Source organism: Rhodococcus sp. OK302 (genome assembly GCF_002245895.1).
GTDB lineage: Bacteria > Actinomycetota > Actinomycetes > Mycobacteriales > Mycobacteriaceae > Rhodococcus_F.
Genome location: NZ_NPJZ01000001.1, coordinates 1523494 through 1543963, shown reverse-complemented (window position 1 = coordinate 1543963; position 20470 = coordinate 1523494). Strand labels below are relative to the sequence as shown.

Annotated in this window: 25 protein-coding genes; 5 read left to right on the top strand and 20 right to left on the bottom strand. The window is 60.5% G+C overall.

Annotation, left to right across the window (positions count from 1 at the left end; genetic code table 11):
• Positions 1 to 50 precede the first annotated feature (50 nt).
• Both BDB13_RS07020 and BDB13_RS07015 read left to right on the top strand, forming a co-directional pair.
• Complete coding sequence (locus tag BDB13_RS07020) at positions 51 to 461, top strand: hypothetical protein (RefSeq protein ID WP_094271007.1); 411 nt, start codon at positions 51 to 53, stop codon at positions 459 to 461.
• On the top strand, positions 442 to 1137 hold the full coding sequence (locus tag BDB13_RS07015) for a hypothetical protein (RefSeq protein WP_094271006.1): 696 nt from the start codon (positions 442 to 444) through the stop codon (positions 1135 to 1137). The genes BDB13_RS07020 and BDB13_RS07015 overlap by 20 nt, the downstream gene beginning before the upstream one ends.
• On the opposite strand, the gene BDB13_RS07010 is transcribed toward BDB13_RS07015, so the two are convergent.
• Positions 1085 to 1963, bottom strand: a complete 879-nt coding sequence (locus BDB13_RS07010) for an IS3 family transposase (protein ID WP_176459483.1) — start codon at positions 1961 to 1963, stop codon at positions 1085 to 1087. The genes BDB13_RS07015 and BDB13_RS07010 overlap by 53 nt on opposite strands.
• A gap of 11 nt (positions 1964 to 1974) precedes the next feature.
• Positions 1975 to 2280: a transposase gene (locus tag BDB13_RS32835; RefSeq protein ID WP_094271004.1), complete on the bottom strand. Its 306-nt coding sequence runs from the start codon at positions 2278 to 2280 to the stop codon at positions 1975 to 1977.
• A 789-nt stretch (positions 2281 to 3069) separates the two neighbouring features.
• On the opposite strand from BDB13_RS32835, the gene BDB13_RS06995 reads away from it, so the two are divergent.
• Both BDB13_RS06995 and BDB13_RS06990 read left to right on the top strand, forming a co-directional pair.
• Positions 3070 to 3774 (top strand): hypothetical protein, encoded by a 705-nt coding sequence (locus BDB13_RS06995; protein ID WP_141210620.1) that lies wholly within the window; start codon positions 3070 to 3072, stop codon positions 3772 to 3774.
• Positions 3771 to 4148, top strand: coding sequence for a hypothetical protein (locus tag BDB13_RS06990; RefSeq protein ID WP_094271001.1), 378 nt, complete (start codon positions 3771 to 3773; stop codon positions 4146 to 4148). The genes BDB13_RS06995 and BDB13_RS06990 overlap by 4 nt, the downstream gene beginning before the upstream one ends.
• A gap of 49 nt (positions 4149 to 4197) precedes the next feature.
• Here BDB13_RS06990 and lysS read toward each other — a convergent pair whose 3' ends face one another.
• From lysS to BDB13_RS06975, 3 genes are read right to left on the bottom strand one after another with little or no spacing between them, the layout of a single operon-like run.
• Entirely contained in the window at positions 4198 to 5709 is a 1512-nt protein-coding gene (gene lysS / locus BDB13_RS06985; protein ID WP_094274735.1) for a lysine--tRNA ligase, read from the bottom strand.
• 11 nt (positions 5710 to 5720) lie between these two features.
• Entirely contained in the window at positions 5721 to 6206 is a 486-nt protein-coding gene (locus BDB13_RS06980) for an anthrone oxygenase family protein (RefSeq protein ID WP_206041589.1), read from the bottom strand.
• Between the two features lie 14 nt (positions 6207 to 6220).
• A complete protein-coding gene (locus BDB13_RS06975; protein ID WP_094274734.1) occupies positions 6221 to 7054 on the bottom strand; it encodes an NAD(P)H-binding protein in 834 nt (277 codons plus the stop codon).
• 80 nt (positions 7055 to 7134) lie between these two features.
• On the opposite strand from BDB13_RS06975, the gene BDB13_RS06970 reads away from it, so the two are divergent.
• On the top strand, positions 7135 to 8130 hold the full coding sequence (locus BDB13_RS06970) for an AraC family transcriptional regulator (RefSeq protein ID WP_094270999.1): 996 nt from the start codon (positions 7135 to 7137) through the stop codon (positions 8128 to 8130).
• On the opposite strand, the gene BDB13_RS06965 is transcribed toward BDB13_RS06970, so the two are convergent.
• From BDB13_RS06965 to hpt, 15 genes are all read right to left on the bottom strand, one after another.
• A complete protein-coding gene (locus BDB13_RS06965) occupies positions 8065 to 8487 on the bottom strand; it encodes a rhodanese-like domain-containing protein (RefSeq protein ID WP_094270998.1) in 423 nt (140 codons plus the stop codon). The genes BDB13_RS06970 and BDB13_RS06965 overlap by 66 nt on opposite strands.
• Positions 8488 to 8489: 2 nt before the next feature.
• On the bottom strand, positions 8490 to 9002 hold the full coding sequence (locus BDB13_RS06960; RefSeq protein WP_094270997.1) for a cysteine dioxygenase: 513 nt from the start codon (positions 9000 to 9002) through the stop codon (positions 8490 to 8492).
• A gap of 263 nt (positions 9003 to 9265) precedes the next feature.
• Complete coding sequence (locus tag BDB13_RS06955) at positions 9266 to 10081, bottom strand: type III pantothenate kinase (protein ID WP_094270996.1); 816 nt, start codon at positions 10079 to 10081, stop codon at positions 9266 to 9268.
• A 2-nt stretch (positions 10082 to 10083) separates the two neighbouring features.
• Entirely contained in the window at positions 10084 to 10530 is a 447-nt protein-coding gene (gene panD, locus BDB13_RS06950; RefSeq protein ID WP_094270995.1) for an aspartate 1-decarboxylase, read from the bottom strand.
• Between the two features lie 27 nt (positions 10531 to 10557).
• On the bottom strand, positions 10558 to 11490 hold the full coding sequence (panC, locus tag BDB13_RS06945; RefSeq protein WP_176459538.1) for a pantoate--beta-alanine ligase: 933 nt from the start codon (positions 11488 to 11490) through the stop codon (positions 10558 to 10560).
• On the bottom strand, positions 11483 to 12424 hold the full coding sequence (locus BDB13_RS06940) for a Rossmann-like and DUF2520 domain-containing protein (protein ID WP_094270993.1): 942 nt from the start codon (positions 12422 to 12424) through the stop codon (positions 11483 to 11485). Before BDB13_RS06940 ends, panC begins: the two co-directional genes overlap by 8 nt.
• Positions 12425 to 12556: 132 nt before the next feature.
• A complete protein-coding gene (locus tag BDB13_RS06935; protein ID WP_217902118.1) occupies positions 12557 to 13633 on the bottom strand; it encodes a DUF6779 domain-containing protein in 1077 nt (358 codons plus the stop codon).
• A gap of 69 nt (positions 13634 to 13702) precedes the next feature.
• Positions 13703 to 14170 carry a DUF3180 domain-containing protein gene (locus BDB13_RS06930; protein ID WP_094274733.1) on the bottom strand — a complete coding sequence of 156 codons (468 nt, stop codon included), beginning with the start codon at positions 14168 to 14170 and terminating at the stop codon, positions 13703 to 13705.
• 17 nt (positions 14171 to 14187) lie between these two features.
• Positions 14188 to 14691 (bottom strand): 2-amino-4-hydroxy-6-hydroxymethyldihydropteridine diphosphokinase, encoded by a 504-nt coding sequence (folK, locus tag BDB13_RS06925; RefSeq protein WP_094270991.1) that lies wholly within the window; start codon positions 14689 to 14691, stop codon positions 14188 to 14190.
• Entirely contained in the window at positions 14688 to 15053 is a 366-nt protein-coding gene (gene folB, locus BDB13_RS06920; RefSeq protein WP_094270990.1) for a dihydroneopterin aldolase, read from the bottom strand. Before folB ends, folK begins: the two co-directional genes overlap by 4 nt.
• A gap of 1 nt (position 15054) precedes the next feature.
• Positions 15055 to 15867 carry a dihydropteroate synthase gene (folP, locus tag BDB13_RS06915; RefSeq protein ID WP_094274732.1) on the bottom strand — a complete coding sequence of 271 codons (813 nt, stop codon included), beginning with the start codon at positions 15865 to 15867 and terminating at the stop codon, positions 15055 to 15057.
• 44 nt (positions 15868 to 15911) lie between these two features.
• Positions 15912 to 16529, bottom strand: a complete 618-nt coding sequence (gene folE / locus BDB13_RS06910; protein WP_094270989.1) for a GTP cyclohydrolase I FolE — start codon at positions 16527 to 16529, stop codon at positions 15912 to 15914.
• A gap of 59 nt (positions 16530 to 16588) precedes the next feature.
• On the bottom strand, positions 16589 to 19165 hold the full coding sequence (gene ftsH / locus BDB13_RS06905; protein WP_094270988.1) for an ATP-dependent zinc metalloprotease FtsH: 2577 nt from the start codon (positions 19163 to 19165) through the stop codon (positions 16589 to 16591).
• 270 nt (positions 19166 to 19435) lie between these two features.
• Entirely contained in the window at positions 19436 to 19813 is a 378-nt protein-coding gene (locus tag BDB13_RS06900; RefSeq protein WP_094274731.1) for a PH domain-containing protein, read from the bottom strand.
• Positions 19814 to 19914: 101 nt separating this feature from the next.
• Positions 19915 to 20469 (bottom strand): hypoxanthine phosphoribosyltransferase, encoded by a 555-nt coding sequence (gene hpt, locus BDB13_RS06895; RefSeq protein WP_094270987.1) that lies wholly within the window; start codon positions 20467 to 20469, stop codon positions 19915 to 19917.
• Between the last annotated feature and the right edge of the window lies 1 nt (position 20470).

Below are 20470 nucleotides of genomic sequence, written 5' to 3'. Positions count from 1 at the left end.
ACCGGCGCACCCGGACGCAATGGTGTCGACATAGATACCGCCGCACAAGAATGGGTCCACAAGCCGACGCAATCTTCGCCGATAAGAACGGCAATACCGCCAGCATCATCTACAACGAACCCACCCACTTCACCATCTCCGGCCGCCCCGCCATCCACTACACCGCAACCGCCACCAACATCCCGCCAGATCACGAATGCGACCCTCCGTCAGCAACATTCGATGTCCTGACCACGCCCGGCTATGCCACCGCCGAAGTATTGGTTTTCGTAATCGAGTCCTACCAAGGCCTGCCGAGCGCCCTAGACCGTTCCACGGTCGATCAAGTCATCTCCACCATCCGTCCGACGGAACGGCAGGCCACCACACACAACTACTTCGACCTCAAACCGATAGAGTTTGTGCGGACACATCAGGGGGTGATGTGCGAACGGGGGAAATGTGGCAGACAACAACTCTAAAAGAGATCTCTACCGGGCGATACTCAACATCGGAGGCGCCATCGTCGGACTCTACGCGTTCGTCTTCATCATGGGCCACATCGGAAACTCACGTATCGACGACGTTCCCAGCCCGGAAACACTCGAATCCGCCTTAGCGCCAAGCACATACCTGAGCGCGACGCCGACAACACCTCCACTTCCACTACCACCCGGCTTTCCGTCGATGGATCGCCCACCAACCAAGATTGCGGTCGAACCCGGCCAACCTCAACCCATTGCCACCAAATTCGGCCTCACCTACGACATCCCACCCGATTGGCGAAACATGGCAACCGCCGCATCCGGTTGGACCACGTACAAAGACACAATTCTCTTCGGCGCGATTGGTCAATACAAGTACAACTTTTGCGCCGAATCAGACGGCAGCACTCTCGCGATGACCGGGGCAACTGGGCGAAACGGCGTCGACATCGACACCGCCGCACAAGAATGGGTCCACAAGGCCGACACAATCTTCGCCGACAAAAACGGCGCTCCCGCGATCATCACCTACAGCGACGCAACGCACTTCACCATCTCCGGACGCCCCGCTGTCCGATACACCGCAACCGCTGAGGTTCACCCCGAAAAGTGGACAGTGGTCACGCGACCATCAAGGTCGCGGTCAGTGACTTTTCGTAGTTCGTGGGGCTGAGCATCCCGATCGTGGAGTGCCTACGGCGAGTGTTGTAGATGTGCATCCAGTTGTCAACTGCAGCAACTAATTCCGATGCATAGGCGAAAGCGTGTCGGTAGTAGTACTCGTGCTTGAACGTGGACCACAGACTCTCCGCGCCGGCGTTGTCCCAGCATATTCCGGTAGCTCCCATCGAACGGCGCAGCCCGTACCGTTCGCACGCCTGCTTCATGATGTCGGCCGTATATTGACTTCCTCTGTCCGAGTGCATGATTGTGCCGGCGACATCCCCGCCGCGAGCTGCTACCGCCATGTCCAAGGCTTCGATGACCAGTTCGGTCCGCATGTGATCGGCCACCGACCATCCCAGAACCTTCTTCGAGTGCTCGTCCTTGATTGCGCACAGGTACATGTCACCTTCACCGCAGGTCAGGTACGTGATGTCGGAAGTCCACACGGCGTCGACGCGGCCCTGATCGAACCGTCGTTGCACCAGGTCGTCCGGAAAGGAAGCAAACGGGTCGGCGACGGTGGTACGGATTTTGAACGTGCGCGGGCTGATTCCGACGATGCCGAGTGACCGCATGATCTTCGCGACGGTCTTCTCGGTAATAATCTCCCCGCCGTCGTGAAGTTCGGCGGTGATCCGCGGGGACCCGTACACACCTTTCGATTCTCTGTGGATGTCGAGGATCTTCACTTCCAGGTCCGCGCGCCGCTGTTGCCGTTCACCCAATCGTGTTCGGACACTGCGTTCTTGGTGTTTGTAGAAACCGGAGGTCGAGACATTGAGGAGTCGCGCCATCCGGTGGATCGCGAAGTTCGCGCACTCCGCAGCGATCAACGTGTAGAGCTCTACTTTTGTTGATGCGCCGCGAAGTACGCGGACGCTTTTTTCAGGAACGCTATGTCTTTCTCCTGCTCGGAGACCTGCTTGCGCAGTCGTGCCAGTTCGGTACGTTCCGCGGCGGTCAACGGTTGATCTCCGGACGTTGCAGCAGCATCGATGCGTCGTCGTTCGTCGGCGACCCACCGCCCGAGCAGATTCTCGCTTAACCCGAGGTCGCGGGCGACCTCGGCGATGGTGCGGCCGGTATCGATCACCCGGCGGGCGGCTTCGACCTTGTACTCGGTCGTGAACGACCTGCGCTTGCGGGACATGAGGACATCCTCCCAGCGGAACCTTTAGTCCCGCTATCTCGGTGTCCACCATCCGGGGTGAACCTCACGCCACCAATATCCCCCAGAGGACGGGTGTGATCCGCCCTCCGCAACATTCGACATCATTGCCACGCCTGGCTATGCCACCGCCGAAGTCATGATTTTCCTAATTCAAGCAGACCAAGGACTTTCAGACTCACTCGACCAGAACACAATTAGCAGCATCATCTCAACGATCCGTAAATCGGAAGACTAGGGAAGGCGGGCACCAACTATGGGCAAAACATTGACCGTTAACTCGACTGAGATTGCCGGACTGTCAAATCTTGCTACCCACATCGGCGAGGACGCTGGTGTCGGCTGTCGTTTAGTGCTGCACCACACCCCTCCGTTCGGAGATTTTGACGGAGAGTTGATGCGACTGCTCGCAACTCCACTCCAGGCGTATACCGATGTCACGTACCGCCGCTACGCCAACCTAGCCTCGGACTGTGGCACGACCGGATTTAATCTCAATCGAGCAGCGTGGATGTACCACGATCAAGAGAACCGTAACTACGACGCACTGAACGCTCATAGTGCAATGTCGATTGTGGACACATCTCCTTACAATTCCGAAAATCCTATCCCCGGGGCTGCGTTGCCCTACGAAAGTCCGGCCGAGTACAAACCGGCAAACCCCGTCGACTTTCCCTCGCCCCAGTCCGCGACCGACGATATCCGCAGAGTCATTGCCGACGCAGCTGGATGGGTAGGGGACGTCGACAACGGGATCAAAGTTCTGACAAATTGGAGCCCGCTCGAGCACCTGATCAAACCGCTCAGCGGAAACTGGAACGAACTCAAGCGAATTGGCGACGCTACAAGACTTCCGGCGACGGGATCGAGAAGTGCGGCAAGAACCTCGAGCAAGGCACGAAACGCGTCGACGAATCCTGGGATGGCATGGCCAGCGTCGAATTTCAAGATTACTCACGCAAACTGACGGCCGCGATGGTCTGGGAGGGCCCCGTCGGCAATGTATCCAAGGAAGTTCTTTACGTCATTTCGGACATGATCAAACGAGGGATCGAAACGGCGCTGAGATTTTTGAAGAACAAGCTCGAAGAATTGGTGACAATCGATGGCGTTACCGCCGCAGTCAAAATGTTTCTCAGTAAAATTCCCATGATCGCCCCGGTTGCCACAAGTGCCGATCTCAGTATCGGAATCCTTGCAACCGCCGGAAAAATCCGTGAGATCGTTGAGGACATCCGCACCCTAGTAGACGCTTTGCGTGAATATCTTGACCTCGTCACCTCGCCGTCCGGCGCACTCAGCGAACTGTCCGAAAAGGTACTGGCCCCCGTTGTCGCAAAGATGGACACTGCAAAGAAGAGGACGGAACTGACGCTCGCGGTGACTCGCACTGCCGATGCCGAAGGCCCGATGAATGTTCCGAAATCCGGCTACTCGCCAGGTTCCGGAAAAGATCCCTGGGCTGATGCCGTATGAGTAGCGATGTCCCGCCCGAATTGCGCAGCATCTACAACAAAATCATGAATGCCGCAGCGCAAGTAGATACGGCCGCAATAAGATTGGATCGGGTTTCCAACGGAGACTGGGATCCCAGAACCGATGTGACTGACGAACTGATGGATGCGCTGGCAGCGAAAGAAGGGGCATCACCGGAGCTTCGGCAGTACGCCGAGCGAGTGGCCAATGGCGAATGTCGTTGGGACCAAATCGAATCGCGGGTGAAGGTTCTGCCGATCGAAGTTATCGAGTTGAAGCAGTCACCACGCGTCATCTGGTATCCGGCGCCACCGAAGCCCGTCGTTGACGAGTACTACGACCCGTACCGAATTCCGTGGGAGCGACCAATCTGAAAAGGGTTCGGCCGCAACATGTGCAGCCGAACCCTCATCGAGTACAGATCTAGCGAGCTGACGGCCGCACGATCGGGAACAGAATCGTCTCACGAATACCGAGGCCGGTGAGGGCCATCAGCAGGCGATCGATGCCCATGCCGGTTCCGGTGGTGGGCGGCATACCCTGCTCCATGGCTGCGAGGAATTCCTCGTCCAGGACCATGGCCTCGTCGTCACCGGCCGACGCGAGTCTCGCCTGATCGACAAAACGTTCACGCTGGATGACCGGGTCAACCAACTCCGAGTAGCCGGTGGCCAACTCGAAACCGCGAATATAGAGGTCCCACTTCTCCGTGACACCCTTCTTGCTGCGGTGATCACGCGTCAACGGTGATGTTTCCACGGGGAAGTCGCGCACGAACGTCGGCATGTACAGCTGATCGCCGCACTGGTGCTCCCACAGTTCTTCAACGAGCTTTCCGTGGCCGTAGCCCTTGTCCTTGGGAACCTCGAGGCCGACCTTCTCCGCCAAGGCAAGAAGTTCGTCGACCGTCGTATCCGGGGTGACCTCGGTACCGATGGCCGCCGACAGCGACGGGTACATCTCGAGAACCTGCCACTCGCCACTGACGTCGTATTCGGAACCGTCGGCAAGTGTGAGGACCTGGGTACCGAATGCTGCCTGCGCGACTTCCTGAACGAGTTCGCGGATCATCTTCGCGGAATCGTCGTAAGTCCCGTAAGCCTCGTACGTCTCGAGCATCGCGAACTCGGGCGAGTGAGTGGAGTCGACGCCCTCGTTGCGGAAGTTGCGGTTGATCTCGAAGACCTTCTCGATACCGCCGACAACACAACGCTTGAGGAAAAGTTCCGGCGCGATACGCAGGTACAGGTCGATATCGAGTGCATTGGAATGTGTGACGAACGGACGCGCCGCAGCGCCGCCATGCAACGTCTGCAGCATCGGCGTCTCGACCTCGAGGAAACCCCGATCTTCGAGCGCATTGCGCAGTGCGCGAACCACCGCGACGCGCTTGCGTGCGTTGTCGCGAGCTTCGGGGCGAATGATCAGATCCGCGTAGCGCTGACGCACGCGAGACTCTTCGCTCATCTCCTTGTGCGCGACCGGCAGGGGACGCAGCGCCTTGGAGGCGATCTGCCACGCGTCGGCCATCACACTGAGCTCACCGCGGCGGGAGCTGATGATCTCGCCGTGAATGAAGACGAAGTCGCCGAGGTCGATGTCGGACTTCCAGGCAGCCAATGCGTCTTCGCCGACGCCGGCGAGGCTGATCATGGCCTGCAGTTGGGTACCGTCGCCCTCCTGCAGGGTGGCGAAGCACAGCTTGCCGGTATTGCGCATGAAGATGACGCGGCCGACGACGCCGACAATCACGCCGGTAGCGGTGTCAGGCTCGAGTTCCGGGTACTCGGCGCGGATCTGCGCCAAGGTGTGGGTGCGATCCACGGAGACCGGGTACGCCTCCTGCCCTTGCGCCAGGATTCGCTCACGCTTTTCGCGTCGGATCCGGAGCTGCTCGGGGGTGTCGTCGACTGGCTGCGCTTCTACATCACTCACGGGGTACAAGACTACTGGGCCGCGTCCACCGTGCGTATCGCTGGTAGTACTGCTGAGACGGCGAGCACGATTCCCGACGCCAGGTAGAGGCCGACGCGAACGTGATTCCACATCGTCCAGCCGGCCGCGTAAGCAATCCAGGATGCTTCGTCGGCAGTCCCGACCGATGCAAATGCGTCGTTGCGGGGGACGTGGTAGATCACGGTCACGGCAAACGCAGCGAGAACGCCGACGCATCCGACGAGGGCAAGAACCCAGCCTTCCGGTCTCGATATCGATGCCCAGACTGCTGCAGCGATCGCCATGACTGCCGATCCCACCAGAGGCAGCATCAACGCGCTACGCGGCGCTTCGACATTCATCGCCTGCATCGACGTGATTGCGGAGTGCGCATCCACCGATCGCAGAGCCGGCATCACGAAAGACGAAAATGCGAACAATGCGCCACCGGCCAGTAACGCGCCGAAAGCGGTCAACCCGATCAGGACTTCCAACATGACTTCCTCTTTCTTCACGACCAGACCCCCGTTCGCGCAGCCTCAGCAGCAAAGACGCTGAAATCCCGAGCCGGCCTTCTCAACACGTCCTCGACGACGCCCGTCGCATATTCGTTGCGTCCGTCGAGAACCTCGGAGAACAGGTACGCCAGGAGGCCGACAACGTCATCGGGGACACCTTCCTCCTTCATTCCTTCGGAAAACTGTTGCAGTTCAATTGTTTCGAAAGACACCAGGCGTCCCGACGCCACCGAAATCGCATCCACAGCCTCAGCGAACGTCAGTGTCCGCGGGCCTGTCACCTCGAGAACTCGGCCGACGAGATCCGCACGCGTCAACGCGGCTACCGCTACATCGGCAAGATCGTCGACATCGATGAACGGCTCCCCCACCCCGCCGACCGGAAGTGCCAGATGCCTTGTCTGAATCGGTTCGAGCAGATAACCCTCACTGAAGTTCTGAGCGAACCAACTTGCCTGCACCACTGCCCAAGCCAAGCCGCTCACGGAAAGAGTCTGCTCAGCTTTCTGCGCGGCCGGTTCACCGCGGCCCGACAGGAGAACGATCCGGCGAACACCACTACGTTGTGCAATGTCCGCAAATTCTTGAACATCGGCACTCGATTCGGGCACCGCCAGATCGGGTGCGTACGTCACATATGCACCGTCGACGCCGGTCACCGCCGCTCGCCACGTATCGCGGTCATTCCAGTCGAAAATCGTCCCGGATGTTCTGGATGTGATTCGGGTTTCCACTCCCGCCGCCGCCAACCTCTGAGCAACGCGCTTACCGGTCTTTCCGGTACCACCGATCACTACCGCCGATTGAATGCCAGGTGTTGTAGTCATGTACTCATTCGACCGCGCCAAAGCAATACGATCCATAGCTGAAAGTCGCAAAAACATACGCCTGCGTCTACCGTGAAATTATGGATGCACTGTCGATGATGCTGTCGGGATCGCGAGCAGAGGGAGCATTTCTGCTGCGTTCGCTTCTTGATCCGCCCTGGTCACTTCGCATCGAAGACCACGCGCCAGTCACGGTGCTGGCTGTCCTCCACGGCAGTGCCGTCGTCATCTCCGATACCGGCCAGACCGAGAACCTTGCAACCGGAGACGTCGCACTTCTGCGCGGACCCGACTCTTACACGGTCGCCGACCATCCCGACACCCCGATTCACGTCATCATCGACGAAATGCAGAACTGCACAGCGGTCGACGGTTCACCACTCGAGGACATGTCGGTTCTCGGCATTCGCACCTGGGGCAACTCGACGAACGGCCAGACCGTCATGCTCACGGGCACATACCGTTTGGACAGCTACGTCAGTCGGCAGATTCTCGACAGTCTTGCTCCTGTCGCGGTCGTACGACGAAGTACCGAAACAGAGTCGATGACAACGCTTCTGGGACAACAGATATCCGCCGACGGACCCGGACAGGAAGTCTTGCTTGATCGTCTCCTCGACTTGGTTCTGATTTCAACCGTCCGAACGTGGTTCACCAAGCATCCGGATCATGCACCACAGTGGATCACAGCGTACGAAGATCCCGTCATCGGTCATGCCTTGCGGCTCATGCACAACCGACCGGAACACCGGTGGACCGTCGAAAGCTTGGCCCATGAAACCGGCTGTTCCCGTGCCGCTTTCGCGCGCCGATTCACCGCACAATTGGGCATCGGACCAGTTGGGTATCTGACGCAATGGCGACTCTCCGTTGCCGCGAATCTACTCGCCGACCCGAGCCGGACGGTGTCGTCCATCGCACGAGAAGTGGGCTACTCCAGTCCCTTTGCGCTGACGACGGCATTCACCCGCCATCACGGCATGAGTCCGAGATCGTTCCGCGAAGCGGGACTAGTGAGCTGCGACCGCCGCCAACTCACGGGTGCAATGACGCACACCGCTGAGCGCACCGAGTAGTCCGGCGGCCTTGATGGCCTTGTATCCGCCCGCGAGATCGGTAGCGTTTCGCAGGCCGAGCTGCTGCAACGACGCAGCTGCCAGGCTCGAGGTGTATCCCTCGGAGCAGACGATGACCCACTCGACGTCGTGGTCGGTGGCCAGAGCGAGGTGCGCGCTGCTGCTGGGATCGAGACGCCATTCGAGGACATTGCGCTCGATGGCGAGAGCGCCGGGAAGGGTTCCTTCAATGGCGCGCTGAGCCTGCGGGCGAATATCGACAAAGATCGCCCCGCGGTGGAATGCCTCGGTGAGCTGGAAAATGTACATGCGATCGATCTGAGTGCGGGCGTCGTCAAGCATTTGGTCGATAGTCATTTTCAGGCTCCTTCGGGCTGGTCGGTCAGCTCGGTACGGGTGCGGCGAAGTGTGCGGTGATCCGTCACTTCGTAGAAGGACATTGCCGTCAACGGCGGAGAGTAGGCATGAACACTCAAAGTTGGTGAATCAGCACTGATTTCGATTGGCTCACTGGATGCCTCCGGCGTCCGTACGACGTCGTGTACCCACCCGAGTTGAAAGGCCGCCTGATCGCCGGCGTCGAGTTGACGCTCCAGCAATTCTTCACCAGCCCAACGATATTCGGTGAGCGAACCACTGAGCACCGTGAGCGCACCGAAAGATCCTGCATGGTCATGCAATTCGGTGTTGCGTTCCGGCACCCAACTGATGAGCCAGACATCGACGTCGTCGTCGGAATGCAGGCGAGTTGCCCAGCGCTCCGTGGTGGAAAACGCCTCGGGAATGAGGTGGTCGAAACGTCCGTCGAGAACACCGTTGGCACCCTCGTCAGTGAGGCGAAGGAGGTCAGCGGTACGCAACCGCGTCGGCAACGAAGCCCCGGTGCGGCGACGTCCGGAAGAGCCACGATTAGCACTGCGACCTGCGGAAACGCCGCCGTCAGATGCAAGAGTAGGGACTAAAACAGAGAGATCTGCAGAATATGTGGATAGCACGAGCTAGCTCCAAGGAGATGTGAATTGGTCAAGGCAGCGGTCAGCCTCGACAACACTCCTGAGCACTCATGCAACGATTCACGTTGACCATTGTGGCACAACTTCTGCAATCGCGAAACAGGTGAACCGAATCTACTTCGTCACTCGACCGGCCGACGACCCGATCCACGACGTGCCTGATTGCGTTCGAACACCAACCTCAGCCCTTCCAGAGTGAGATCACGTTCGAGATGTTCGATGGTGGAGGATTCCGGAATGATCAGGGGCGCACTGTCTCCGGTAGCTATGACGGCCACATCGGGGCCACTGAACTCCGGCAACTCCTCGCGGACACGGCGCACCAACCCGTCGACCAGTCCGGCAAACCCGAACACGGCCCCGGACTGCATGCACTCCACCGTGTTCTTTCCGACCACCGAACGCGGACGGACCAACTCGACCTTGCGCAGCGCGGCAGACTGCGACGCCAAGGCATCGGTCGAGATTTCGAGCCCGGGCGCGATACAACCGCCGAGGAACTCCCCCTTGGCCGAAACGACGTCGATACACGTCGAGGTACCGAAATCGACGACGATGCACGCACTCTCGTAAAGATAGTGCGCGGCAAGACTGTTCACGATCCGGTCGGCACCGACCTCTTTGGGGTTGTCCACCAGGAGCGGCACCCCGGTACGGACCCCGGGCTCGACCACCACATGCGGAACATGCCCCCAGTAGCGTTCGAGCATCACCCGAATCTCACGCAACACCGACGGAACAGTCGACAGCGCAGCAACTCCGGTGATTTGATCGACGTGCTGACCCAGCAGCCCCCGGAACGTCAACGCCAACTCGTCAGCTGTCATCCGCGGGTCGGTACGCATTCGCCAGTCCTGCACCAGCTTCGAATACTCACCGACCCCGGTGAACAGGCCGAGAACGATGTTGGTGTTCCGCACATCGACCGTGAGCAGCACCGCTACACCAGGCTGGATTCGCGCGAAGCATCCAAAGTCGACAGCATGCGCGGCGTGATCAAACCGGAGCCTTCCGGCGCATGTGCCGGATCACTGCCGAGTTCGATCTGCTTGTTGTCAGCGTCGACGAACACCACGCGCGGCTGATATTCCTTGACTTCCTGCTCGTTCATCACGCCATATGCGATAAGGATGACCAGATCGCCAGGCTTGACCAAATGCGCTGCCGCACCGTTAATTCCGATGACACCCGTGCCACGCTCGCCCGCAATGACATAAGTCTCGAGCCGGGCGCCGTTGTCGATGTCGACGATGCACACCTGCTCACCTTCGAGCAGATCAGCAGCATCCATCAGATCCTGATCGACGGTGACCGAGCCGACGTAATGCAGGTCGGCGTGCGTCACCGTGGCGCGGTGGATCTTCGACTTCATCATTGTGCGAAACATTTCCGGGCCTCTTCTCGTAAAAAGCGATCAGTGAGCGAGCAGGTCGTCTACAGCGTCAGCGGAAGGATCGGTGTCGCGCTCGAGGAATCCTGTTCCCACAGCAACACCCACGTTGTCGATCAGACGCGTCGTACCGAGCTTGGCGGCCACCAACAAACGGCCGTCGCCGCGCTCCGGAGCGGGTCCGAGATCAACGCCGCGAACCTCGAGGTAATCCACCTCGATCTCGGGAACCGCAGCCAGCACAGCGCGTGCGGTCTCGAGAATTCCTTCGGCTCCGCCCGCTGCGGCATGTGCGCCGGCAATCAGGGCCGCCGACAATGCAACAGCAGCCGTGCGCTGACCCTCGTCGAGGTAGCGGTTACGCGAGGACAAAGCCAAACCGTCGAACTCACGGACCGTCGGAACCCCGATGATCTGCACGTCGAAGTTGAGATCCCACACCATCTGACGGATCAGCGTCAGCTGCTGGTAATCCTTCTCGCCGAAGTACGCGTGATTGGGAGCAGCGATCTGCAGCAGCTTCGCCACCACCGTCAACATGCCCGCAAAGTGCGTCGGACGTGCGCCGCCTTCGAGTTCGCTGCCCAACGGCCCCGGCAGGATCGTGGTGCGCTGGCCACGCGGGTACATCGTCTTGACTGTCGGTGCGAACACCAACTCGACGCCCTCGGCGCGAAGCAGTTCCAGATCGGCGTCAAGAGTGCGCGGGTACGCGTCCAGATCCTCGCCGGTGCCGAACTGCAGCGGGTTGACGAAGATCGACACGATCACAACGGCGCCCGTGAGCTTTGCCTGACGAACCAGCTCGATGTGCCCGGCATGAAGCGCACCCATCGTCGGCACCAATGCCACCTGGCGTCCGACGCCACGCAATGCCCGCGAGACCCGCCGAAGCTTGTCCGCATCGTGGTGCACTGTCAGTTCGCCGCGCTTGTATCCGCCCTGCAAATCACTCACGACGGTCACCTCCTGTTTCAGTCAAGATGTCGAACAATGTGGTGGGGGCGCCCACCCGCTGGGCCGATCGCAAAGACATCGCCCGATATCCGGCTGCAAGCTCCGGGTCGAGATCCGTCAGTACTCGTAAATGTGTCGCAACGGCCTCGGTATCACCGCGAGCCACCGGCCCGGTCAGGGCCGAAGGGCCGCGTCGCAACGCGTTGTCCAAAGCAGCAGAAAGGAGTGGCTGCAAAACTCGTTCGGCGACGCCACCCGGATCACCGTCGATCAGTTGCTGACCGAGCAGCTCGTCACCCTCCAACGATGCGCGCAGAGCCTCGACGGCATCCACCACCAGCGTGACCAGGTGATTACTGCCGTGCGCCAGCGCAGCGTGATAGAGCGCGCGGTTCTCTTCGCGAACGCGTACCGGCTCGCCACCGATTTCCAGAACGAGCGACTGCGCGATCGCATATCCGATGTCGTCTGCGGCCGTGATTCCGAAACATGCCGACGACAACCGTGCGGTGTCCTCGTCGTGGCCGGTGAACGTCATCGCCGGATGAATGGCCAGCGGAAGGGCGCCCAGGTCCGTCAGCGGCGCCAAGATGGCGATGCCGTTGGCCCCGGAAGTATGAGCAACAAGGGTGCCGGGCTTTACCGACTGCGTCGCTGCCAGGCCCTTGACCAAGTCCGCCAACTGATCATCCGGAACAGCAAGGATCAGCAGTTCGGAGCGTGCAGCAACATCGGCGGCCGGAAGGATTTCGGACTCGGGAAGACGCTTGGCCGCCCGTGCAACTGAAGCTGCGGACACCGCGGAACAAGCGCCGACGATATGTCCGGCACGCTCCAGCGCGGCACCTACAGCAGTTCCGACCCGACCTGCCGAGACAATTCCAACTGTCAATCGCGCAGGCACAGGTCCATTAGTGATCCCGAAGGAAGTCACCGGATTCCTCTCGTTCGTTCCAGTCCCGCTCGGCGGGTACCAGACGTTCTATCCGAGAGAATATCCTCCGCGAGACATGCGACGCTATGGACGAGCGGGTGATCTAGGACTCAGTCCTCGCGGCTGTCAGCCTCACTCCTCACGACGCCGACGACGCCCCGAGCCTTCTCCTGAATTCGCGGAACTGAGATTCGCCATGATCTCGGCAACCGTCAGCCCATTGGAATGCGCACCGCTGTCCGCGTCTTCCGGAACAGCACGACGTCGACGACGCGGCTCGTCCGAGGATTCGGATTCCGCCTCTGTGACTGGGGCGTCCGGCGCATCCACGGCAGATTCTTGGACACCAGCGGCCTCTTCGACCACCACTTCTTCGACGACAACTTCTTCGACAACGGACTCTTCGACAACAGGTACGGCAAGTTTTGGTGCCGACGGGGCGCGGTCTTCGAATACCTCGGCATCGTGAACACGCTGAGCCTTCTGCGAATTACCTTTCACCGGAACAGTTTTCGATCCCGGGTTTTTCGCAAAGGACTCACGCCACGAAGTTTCGGCGAACACGACTGTGGTCTCGGCTGTGACCGGACCGTCGTTGGGCGAAGCGAGGCCCCCCACCTGAGGGCTCGGCGAGGCGAGGCCACCCACTTGAGGACTCGGCGATCCGGTGGCATTTTGCCCGGCTCCGGGTACATACAGACCCGATGCGGCCGGCTGATAAGCCCGATACGGACCTCCGCCAAGCTCTCCGACGCGGGTCGAATCAGCTTTCAGAGCTGGCCGCTCGGGAAGCAGACCACCGTCGAAGAGCGCTTCGAGATTGCGTCGCAGCGCCACTAGTTCCGCTCGCAGAGCGGACAGTTCTTCGGCGTCGGCACTGACTTCGCGGCGGACGCGGCCCTCGACACTCAATTCGTATTCTCGTCGCGCCGAGATCTCACGCTCGAGTTGTAGCTCGTAGACGGTCTGCAGATCTGCGACCTTGGCTTTGTCGAGTGCTGATTCGCGACGGTATTTGGTCATCGCGATCGCGCCCAGGGTGGCTGCCCAGAGCGCCACCACCAGTCCCACGCGAAGGAGTTGAACACTGTTACTGAAGATCAGGAACAGTGATGCGATGACGGCGAGAGCAAGAAGACCGGCAACGATCATCTGGCTCGCGCTGCGCTTGCTACGGCGCGCAGACTTCGATCGACCAGAATTCGTCATGGTTGCCAGGGTACTGGTCAAGCACGCGCGAGCCACGGACCTCATCTACGCGATTCGCCCACCACGCCTTCAGTGAGCTGGCTCGTCAGGTGTATCTTCCGGCGTCCGGCAGCAGTGTTCGAGCCACAAAGCAGCCGCTACCAGCGCAATTGCGGCACCCAGCCCGACCCAAGCCCCTGGTGTGTCAGCGGCGGCGGCCCTCAAAACCGATCGTTGTGGGATGAGATACACCAACGCCCCAATCCACACACCAGCGGTAGCTGAACCGACCAAAACGGACGCTTTAGCGAGTGCAAGTATCCGAGCAGCGGTGATCGGATGAAGCTGTCGGTACCCGTCGCCGACCTGTCGCTCTTTGATCCGGGACCGAATGACAAACGCGATCACAACTTCGGCTCCGGCAGCCAAATACAGCGAAGCACCTGCGTACACCGGAATCGGCGGCATCGAACCGTAGAACACACGAATCAGAATCCACGTGGCGACCGCCGCCACCACTGCCAAAACCAGGAGTTCACTGATCTTTGTCGGCTTCATCCCCTGATCCTCTTCAGTCACCGAAGGAGAACCGAATCCGTTGCGAGTACTCCCTCTCGCTCCGATTGATCAAGACCCTGAAGTATCTGCGCCGCCGACACCACAGCACCATCGACCGCCAACGTCGCGCCCGGATCGACGTCGAGCCAGGGAATGAGAACAAATGCCCGCTGATGTGCGCGCGGGTGCGGCAAGGTCAACTCCGGATCGGCACTGACAATCCCTTCACAGTCCACGACGTCGACGTCCAGACTGCGCGGCCCCCAGCGTTGATCCCGAACCCGATCAGCATCTTCTTCGAGTTTCCGGGCCCGCAGAAGCCAGTCGTAGCTGCCGGCATTCGGATCGTCGACCAGGATCACCGCGTTGAGGAAATCCTGCTGCTCGACGCCACCCCACGGGGCCGTCGAATAGACCCGTGACACTGCCACGACAGCGTCGCCGAGTCCGTCCACCGCAGACTGCAGGTGAGCCAGGCTGTCTCCTATGTTGGAACCGATCGACAGAACGGCCCGAGTCATTTCTGCCTCGTTCGATACGCGACGACGGCAACATCGGCAAAAACCAACGGAATGGGCGCCGACGGCTTGTGAACGACAACCTCGACGCTCTCCACCCGCGCGTCGGTCATTACGTTGTCTGCGATCTCAGCGGCAACAGTTTCGATGAGATCCCGCGACGGACCGCCGACGATCGCAGCGGCGGCCTCGGCCAACTCCCCGTAATGCAGGGTGTGCTCGAGATTGTCCGACGCGGCTGCCGGAGCCAAATCCATCCACACGGTGATGTCGATGAAAAAGTCTTGGCCATCACGCTTTTCGTGGTCGAAGACGCCGTGGTTGCCTCGAACCTTCAGCCCTCGCAACTCGATCCGATCACCCATGTCAGGCCCTTTCTCGTCCGCGGGACCAGGCTGCGACAACCGCAACGGCATCGAGCGACGCCTGCGCGTCGTGCACACGAACGCCCCACGCGCCGTCGCGCGCAGCAAGTGCTGAAACAACAGCCGTCGCGGTTTCGCGACCTGCCGGTGGCCTCGGGGTTCCATCGGAATCGCTGAGCAGGGACCCGAGGAAACGTTTACGTGACGCGCCCACCAGTACGGGAAAACCCAAGGCATTGAACTCGGGCAGTGCATGCAGCAACGCCCAGTTGTGGTCGGCGTTCTTCGCGAAACCCAGACCCGGATCAAGAATGATCGCGGACGGATCGACACCGACTTTCAACGCGCAGTCAACCTGCGTCATCAGTTCTTCGCGCACATCTCGAACGACGTCGTCGTAATGATCGGCGCCACCGCCGTGCACGTAATCACTCGCCGAACGCCAATGCATCAGAATCCACGGGACACCGGCGTCAGCGACCACTGCTGCCATATCGGAATCAGCGCGACCACCGGATACGTCGTTGACAATCGCTGCACCGGCTTCGATTGCGGCAGCGGCAACCGACGCCCGCATCGTATCGACGCTGCAACGGATCCCGGCGGCTACAAGTTCTTCGATGACCGGCACGACGCGAGCCACTTCGAGTTCCGAATCGACTCGAATTGCACCCGGCCTGGTCGATTCGCCGCCGATATCGACAATGTCGACACCGATAGCTTGAAGTTCGAGTCCACGTGAAACAGCCGCATCGCGATCGAGGAAACGACCACCGTCCGAAAACGAATCCGCAGTGACGTTGAGAACTCCCATCACCAGCGTCCGGGCCGGGGTTACTCCCGCTGAGTTCACGTCAATCACTTACGAAGTATGAGGTCCAGAGCCTCGGAACGCGAAGCAGCACTGGACTGAAGGAGCCCACGAACCGCCGACGTCGTTGTGCTCGCTCCGGGCTTGCGAATGCCACGCATTGCCATGCACAAGTGCTCGGCCTCGATGACGACAATCGCACCGCGAGGATCGAGCTTGCGCATCAGAGCGTCGGCGATCTGGCTGGTCAGACGTTCCTGCACCTGCGGCCGCTTGGCATACAGATCGACCACGCGAGCAAGCTTGGACAGACCCGTGACCTTTCCGGATTTACCCGGAATGTAGCCGACGTGGGCGACCCCGTGGAAGGACACCAGGTGGTGCTCGCAGGTGGAGAACATCGGAATGTCCCGCACCAGCACCAATTCCTGATGGCCTTCGTCGAACGTCGTGTTGAGCGCCTCATCCGGCTCGGTGTACAGCCCGGCAAAGATCTCCCGGTACGACCGTGCCACACGGGCCGGGGTATCGATCAGACCTTGACGGTCGGGATCTTCGCCCACCGCGATCAGCAATTCACGAACTGCTGCTTCTGCCCGGGCCTGATCGAACTGGCGCCCTGTTCCAAGCGACACCAGATCACTGGCCACATCATTCACCGACAACCGAACGCTCCTCGAAAAGTTATTTCATTGCCCCGCCGTACGAGCCTAACGGCGAGTGATCAACGAGATCCGTCCGGTCCGTCCCAGCGCATCGTGCTCGGACCTTCGTCTCCCGAAGTGGCGTTCTGCTCAGGTTCCGGCGCCTGCCACTGCCCAGTGCTTTCGACACCGGAATTACCGCGGTTCGGATCAGCGAACGGGCCACCGTTCGGATACTGCACCGGGTAGTTCGGCTGAGCCGGCGGCTGTCCCTGATACTGCTGTCCCGCGTGCTGCTGCGGGCCGGGGTACTGCTGCTGGTTGGGGTACTGCTGCTGGTTGAGCTGCTGCTGACTGGGATATTGCTGCTGCTCGGGATATGCCTGCTCACCCGGGTGACTCTGCGGCTGACCGTACTGACCGGGAGCGGGCTGCGCACCGGGGTTCTGTCCCGGGTTGGGAGCACCCTGATATCCGCCGGACTGCTGGCCGGGGTAAGCCTGAGTCGGGTTTTCACGCGGCGGCCAGCCCGGAGCAGACCAACCGGCAGGCGCACCGTAGTCGGGCGTACCCGGCTGCGGTGTGGGCTGCTGGGGCGCGGACTGCTGAGGAGCGGACTGCTGAGGAGCGTTGGGCTGCACGTAACCATTGGAAGGTCCACCGTTCACAACAGCAGACGCACCGGCCTTAACCAGTACGGGTGCCGGGACGGGCTCCGGCCACGTTTCTCCGCGCTCGATTGCCAATTCACGAGGTGTCTTGACCGGCGGACGATCCGAAGGCGTACGGCCACCGAAATCATTGAAAGCCGTGATGCGCGGACGCTTTTCGACGCCGACAAGAATCTTCTCGAGGTCCTTGCGCGTCAACGTTTCACGTTCGAGCAGTTCAGTAGCAATGAGGTCGAGTGCGTCACGGTACTCACTCAGGATTGCCCAGGCTTCGGTGTGCGCGGCCTCGATGAGGTTGCGCACCTCCTCGTCGATTTCGCGAGCGATCTCGTGCGAGTAGTCCGACTGCACGCCCATCGAACGGCCGAGGAACGGATCGCCGCCCTCCTGGCCGTAGCGGACTGCACCGAGCTTGGCACTCATGCCGTATTCGGTGACCATCGCGCGAGCGATCTTGGTAGCCATGTCGATATCCGAAGAAGCGCCGGTGGTGGGCTCGTGGAACACCAGTTCCTCGGCAGCGCGTCCACCCATTGCCATGACCAGACGAGCGATCATCTCGGATCGCGTCATCAAGCCCTTGTCGTCCTCGGGCACCGTCATTGCGTGACCGCCGGTGCGGCCGCGAGCGAGGATGGTGACCTTGTAGATGGGCTCGATATCGGGCATCGCCCACGCCGCGAGAGTGTGTCCACCCTCGTGGTAGGCGGTGATCTTTCGTTCGTGCTCACTGATGATGCGGCTCTTACGACGCGGTCCACCGACAACGCGGTCGACGGATTCCTCGAGTGAGGCTTCCGTGATGACCGTGCCGTTCTCGCGGGCCGTGAGCAGCGCAGCTTCGTTGATGACGTTGGCGAGGTCGGCGCCGGACATACCGACGGTCCTCTTCGCGAGACCTTCGAGGTCAGCGTTGGGGTCGATCGGCTTACCCTGCGAATGGACTCGCAAGATTGCGCGACGGCCGGCGAGGTCCGGAGCACCGACGGGGATCTGACGGTCGAAACGGCCTGGACGCAGCAGAGCCGGATCGAGGATGTCGGGACGGTTGGTTGCAGCGATCAGGATGACGCCGGTGCGGTCACCGAAGCCGTCCATCTCGACGAGCAACTGGTTGAGGGTCTGCTCGCGCTCGTCGTGTCCGCCGCCGAGTCCTGCGCCACGCTGACGGCCGACTGCGTCGATCTCGTCGACGAAGATGATGCAGGGACTGTTCTGCTTGGCCTGCTCGAACATGTCGCGAACACGCGAAGCGCCGACGCCGACAAACATCTCGACAAAATCGGAACCGGAGATGGTGAAGAACGGAACGCCGGCTTCGCCTGCGACAGCGCGAGCGAGCAGCGTCTTTCCGGTACCGGGAGGTCCGTACAGCAGGACACCACGCGGGATTTTTGCGCCCAAGGCCTGGTAGCGGGCCGGGTTCTGCAAGAAGTCCTTGATCTCGTACAGCTCTTCGACAGCTTCGTCCGCACCGGCGACGTCGGCGAACGTGGTCTTGGGCATGTCCTTGTTCAGCTGCTTGGCCTTCGATTTACCGAAGCCCATCACACCGCCGCGGCCACCGCCGCCCTGCATGCGGTTCATGACGAAGAAGAAGATGCCGAACAGGATGACCATCGGCAGCACGAACAGGAGAATCGACGTCACCCAACTTTGGGTGGTGACGGTGGTGTTGAACTTCTCGAGCTCTGCTTTCTGGATGTCGGTGAAGATCTCCTGCGACGCACTCTCAGGGAACTTCGCGAGAATCTGCGTCTGGCCATCGGTAGCGTCGTTGCCGTCCTTGAGCCACAGGCGAACAACCTGCTCACGGTCGTCGATCTGCGCAGACTTGACGTTTTTGGCGTCGAGTTGGGAGATCGCGACCGACGTATCGACGGTCTTGAAGCCACGGGTGTCATTGCCGAAGTAGCTGAAGGCGTAAATCACCAACAGCACTACGGCTACGAGTAGCACGTTACGGAACACAGTCTTACGGTTCATACAGGTCGGCCGATGTGGCCGGTCCTTTCGGGAGTGCGGGTCTGCCGGTCGCCGCCGGCTGTCAACCGACACCTGCAGGTTACCGTGGTCGGTCCCGTCTGTGCCCGTCAGCAGCCAAGCAGCTCGCTCAAATGCTCGTCACTTATCCCAACGACGACCGTGCCCGTCAGGTTCCCGAGCTATGGCTCAGCACCGTTTTGTGTGAGCAAAACACGTTTGCTGGGGTTGCGAAGGCATGGCGGCTAACTGTCCCGCGATCTCGGCCGAGAGTCAGGACACGACGAAATGCGACAGAATTGCCTGGACTTCGTAGATGTCGACCTGCTTGGTGAACTGCTTCTGGATGGGCGTCGCGCTTCCCGAGATCCAGATCTTGAGCTCAGCATCAAGATCGAAGGTTCCCGCCGTCTCGACGGCAAACTGCGTAATCGAGCGGTACGGCACGCTGCGATACTCGATTTTCCTGCCCGTCAACCCCTGTTTGTCGACGAACAGCAGACGACGATTGGTGAACAGGAATGCGTCGCGGACCAGCTGATACGCCGCATGAATCTGCTCACCGTTTCCGAGCAGACGCGCGTACTCCTGATGTGCTGCCGCTGGATCGATCTTTCCAGCGTTGCCGATCAAACCATCCATGAGACCCATCAGGTCTACTACCTCCACATTTGTTCTCGGTGCCTGCCCAATCGAGCGCAGGCACCGAGAAAATCGCCCCCCGAGGCGAAGGTGTTAACGAGTGAGCGGCCTCAGCCGCCGTAAACCTCGGGATCGAGCAGACCGATGTACGGCAGATCGCGGTAACGCTCGGCGTAATCGAGGCCGTATCCGACAACAAATTCGTTGGGAATGTCGAACCCGACGTCACGAACGTCGACGTCGATCTTCACGGCGTCAGGCTTGCGGAGCAGCGTGACAACCTCGAGCGAAGCGGGGTTGCGAGTCTTGAGGTTGCGCATCAACCACGAGAGTGTGAGACCGGAGTCGATGATGTCCTCGACGATCAGCACGTGGCGGCCGGCGATGTCCTTGTCGAGGTCCTTGAGGATGCGCACAACGCCCGAAGAGGAGGTCGAGGAACCGTAGGAGCTGACGGCCATGAATTCCATCTGCGACGGAATCGGCAGGGCTCGCGCGAAGTCCGTCATGAAGAAAACAGCGCCCTTGAGGACACCGATCAACAGCAGGTCACCCTCGGGTGCACCGACCGGGTAGCGCTTGGCAATCTCCTCAGCCAGTTCTGCCGTTCGCTGGCGAATCTGGTCTTCCGAGATCAATACCGATGCGATGTCACCCTCGTACACG

Coding starts and splice junctions, on each gene's coding strand:
- BDB13_RS07020 (WP_094271007.1), top strand. CDS start 51: ATGGGTCCACAAGCCGACGCAATCTTCGCCGATAAGAACGGCAATACC.
- BDB13_RS32835 (WP_094271004.1), bottom strand. CDS start 2,280: ATGTCCCGCAAGCGCAGGTCGTTCACGACCGAGTACAAGGTCGAAGCC.
- BDB13_RS06990 (WP_094271001.1), top strand. CDS start 3,771: ATGAGTAGCGATGTCCCGCCCGAATTGCGCAGCATCTACAACAAAATC.
- BDB13_RS06980 (WP_206041589.1), bottom strand. CDS start 6,206: ATGTTGGAAGTCCTGATCGGGTTGACCGCTTTCGGCGCGTTACTGGCC.
- BDB13_RS06975 (WP_094274734.1), bottom strand. CDS start 7,054: ATGACTACAACACCTGGCATTCAATCGGCGGTAGTGATCGGTGGTACC.
- BDB13_RS06970 (WP_094270999.1), top strand. CDS start 7,135: ATGGATGCACTGTCGATGATGCTGTCGGGATCGCGAGCAGAGGGAGCA.
- BDB13_RS06965 (WP_094270998.1), bottom strand. CDS start 8,487: ATGACTATCGACCAAATGCTTGACGACGCCCGCACTCAGATCGATCGC.
- panD (WP_094270995.1), bottom strand. CDS start 10,530: ATGTTTCGCACAATGATGAAGTCGAAGATCCACCGCGCCACGGTGACG.
- BDB13_RS06935 (WP_217902118.1), bottom strand. CDS start 13,633: ATGACGAATTCTGGTCGATCGAAGTCTGCGCGCCGTAGCAAGCGCAGC.
- BDB13_RS06930 (WP_094274733.1), bottom strand. CDS start 14,170: ATGAAGCCGACAAAGATCAGTGAACTCCTGGTTTTGGCAGTGGTGGCG.
- folK (WP_094270991.1), bottom strand. CDS start 14,691: ATGACTCGGGCCGTTCTGTCGATCGGTTCCAACATAGGAGACAGCCTG.
- folB (WP_094270990.1), bottom strand. CDS start 15,053: ATGGGTGATCGGATCGAGTTGCGAGGGCTGAAGGTTCGAGGCAACCAC.
- folP (WP_094274732.1), bottom strand. CDS start 15,867: ATGGGAGTTCTCAACGTCACTGCGGATTCGTTTTCGGACGGTGGTCGT.
- ftsH (WP_094270988.1), bottom strand. CDS start 19,165: ATGAACCGTAAGACTGTGTTCCGTAACGTGCTACTCGTAGCCGTAGTG.
- BDB13_RS06900 (WP_094274731.1), bottom strand. CDS start 19,813: ATGGGTCTCATGGATGGTTTGATCGGCAACGCTGGAAAGATCGATCCA.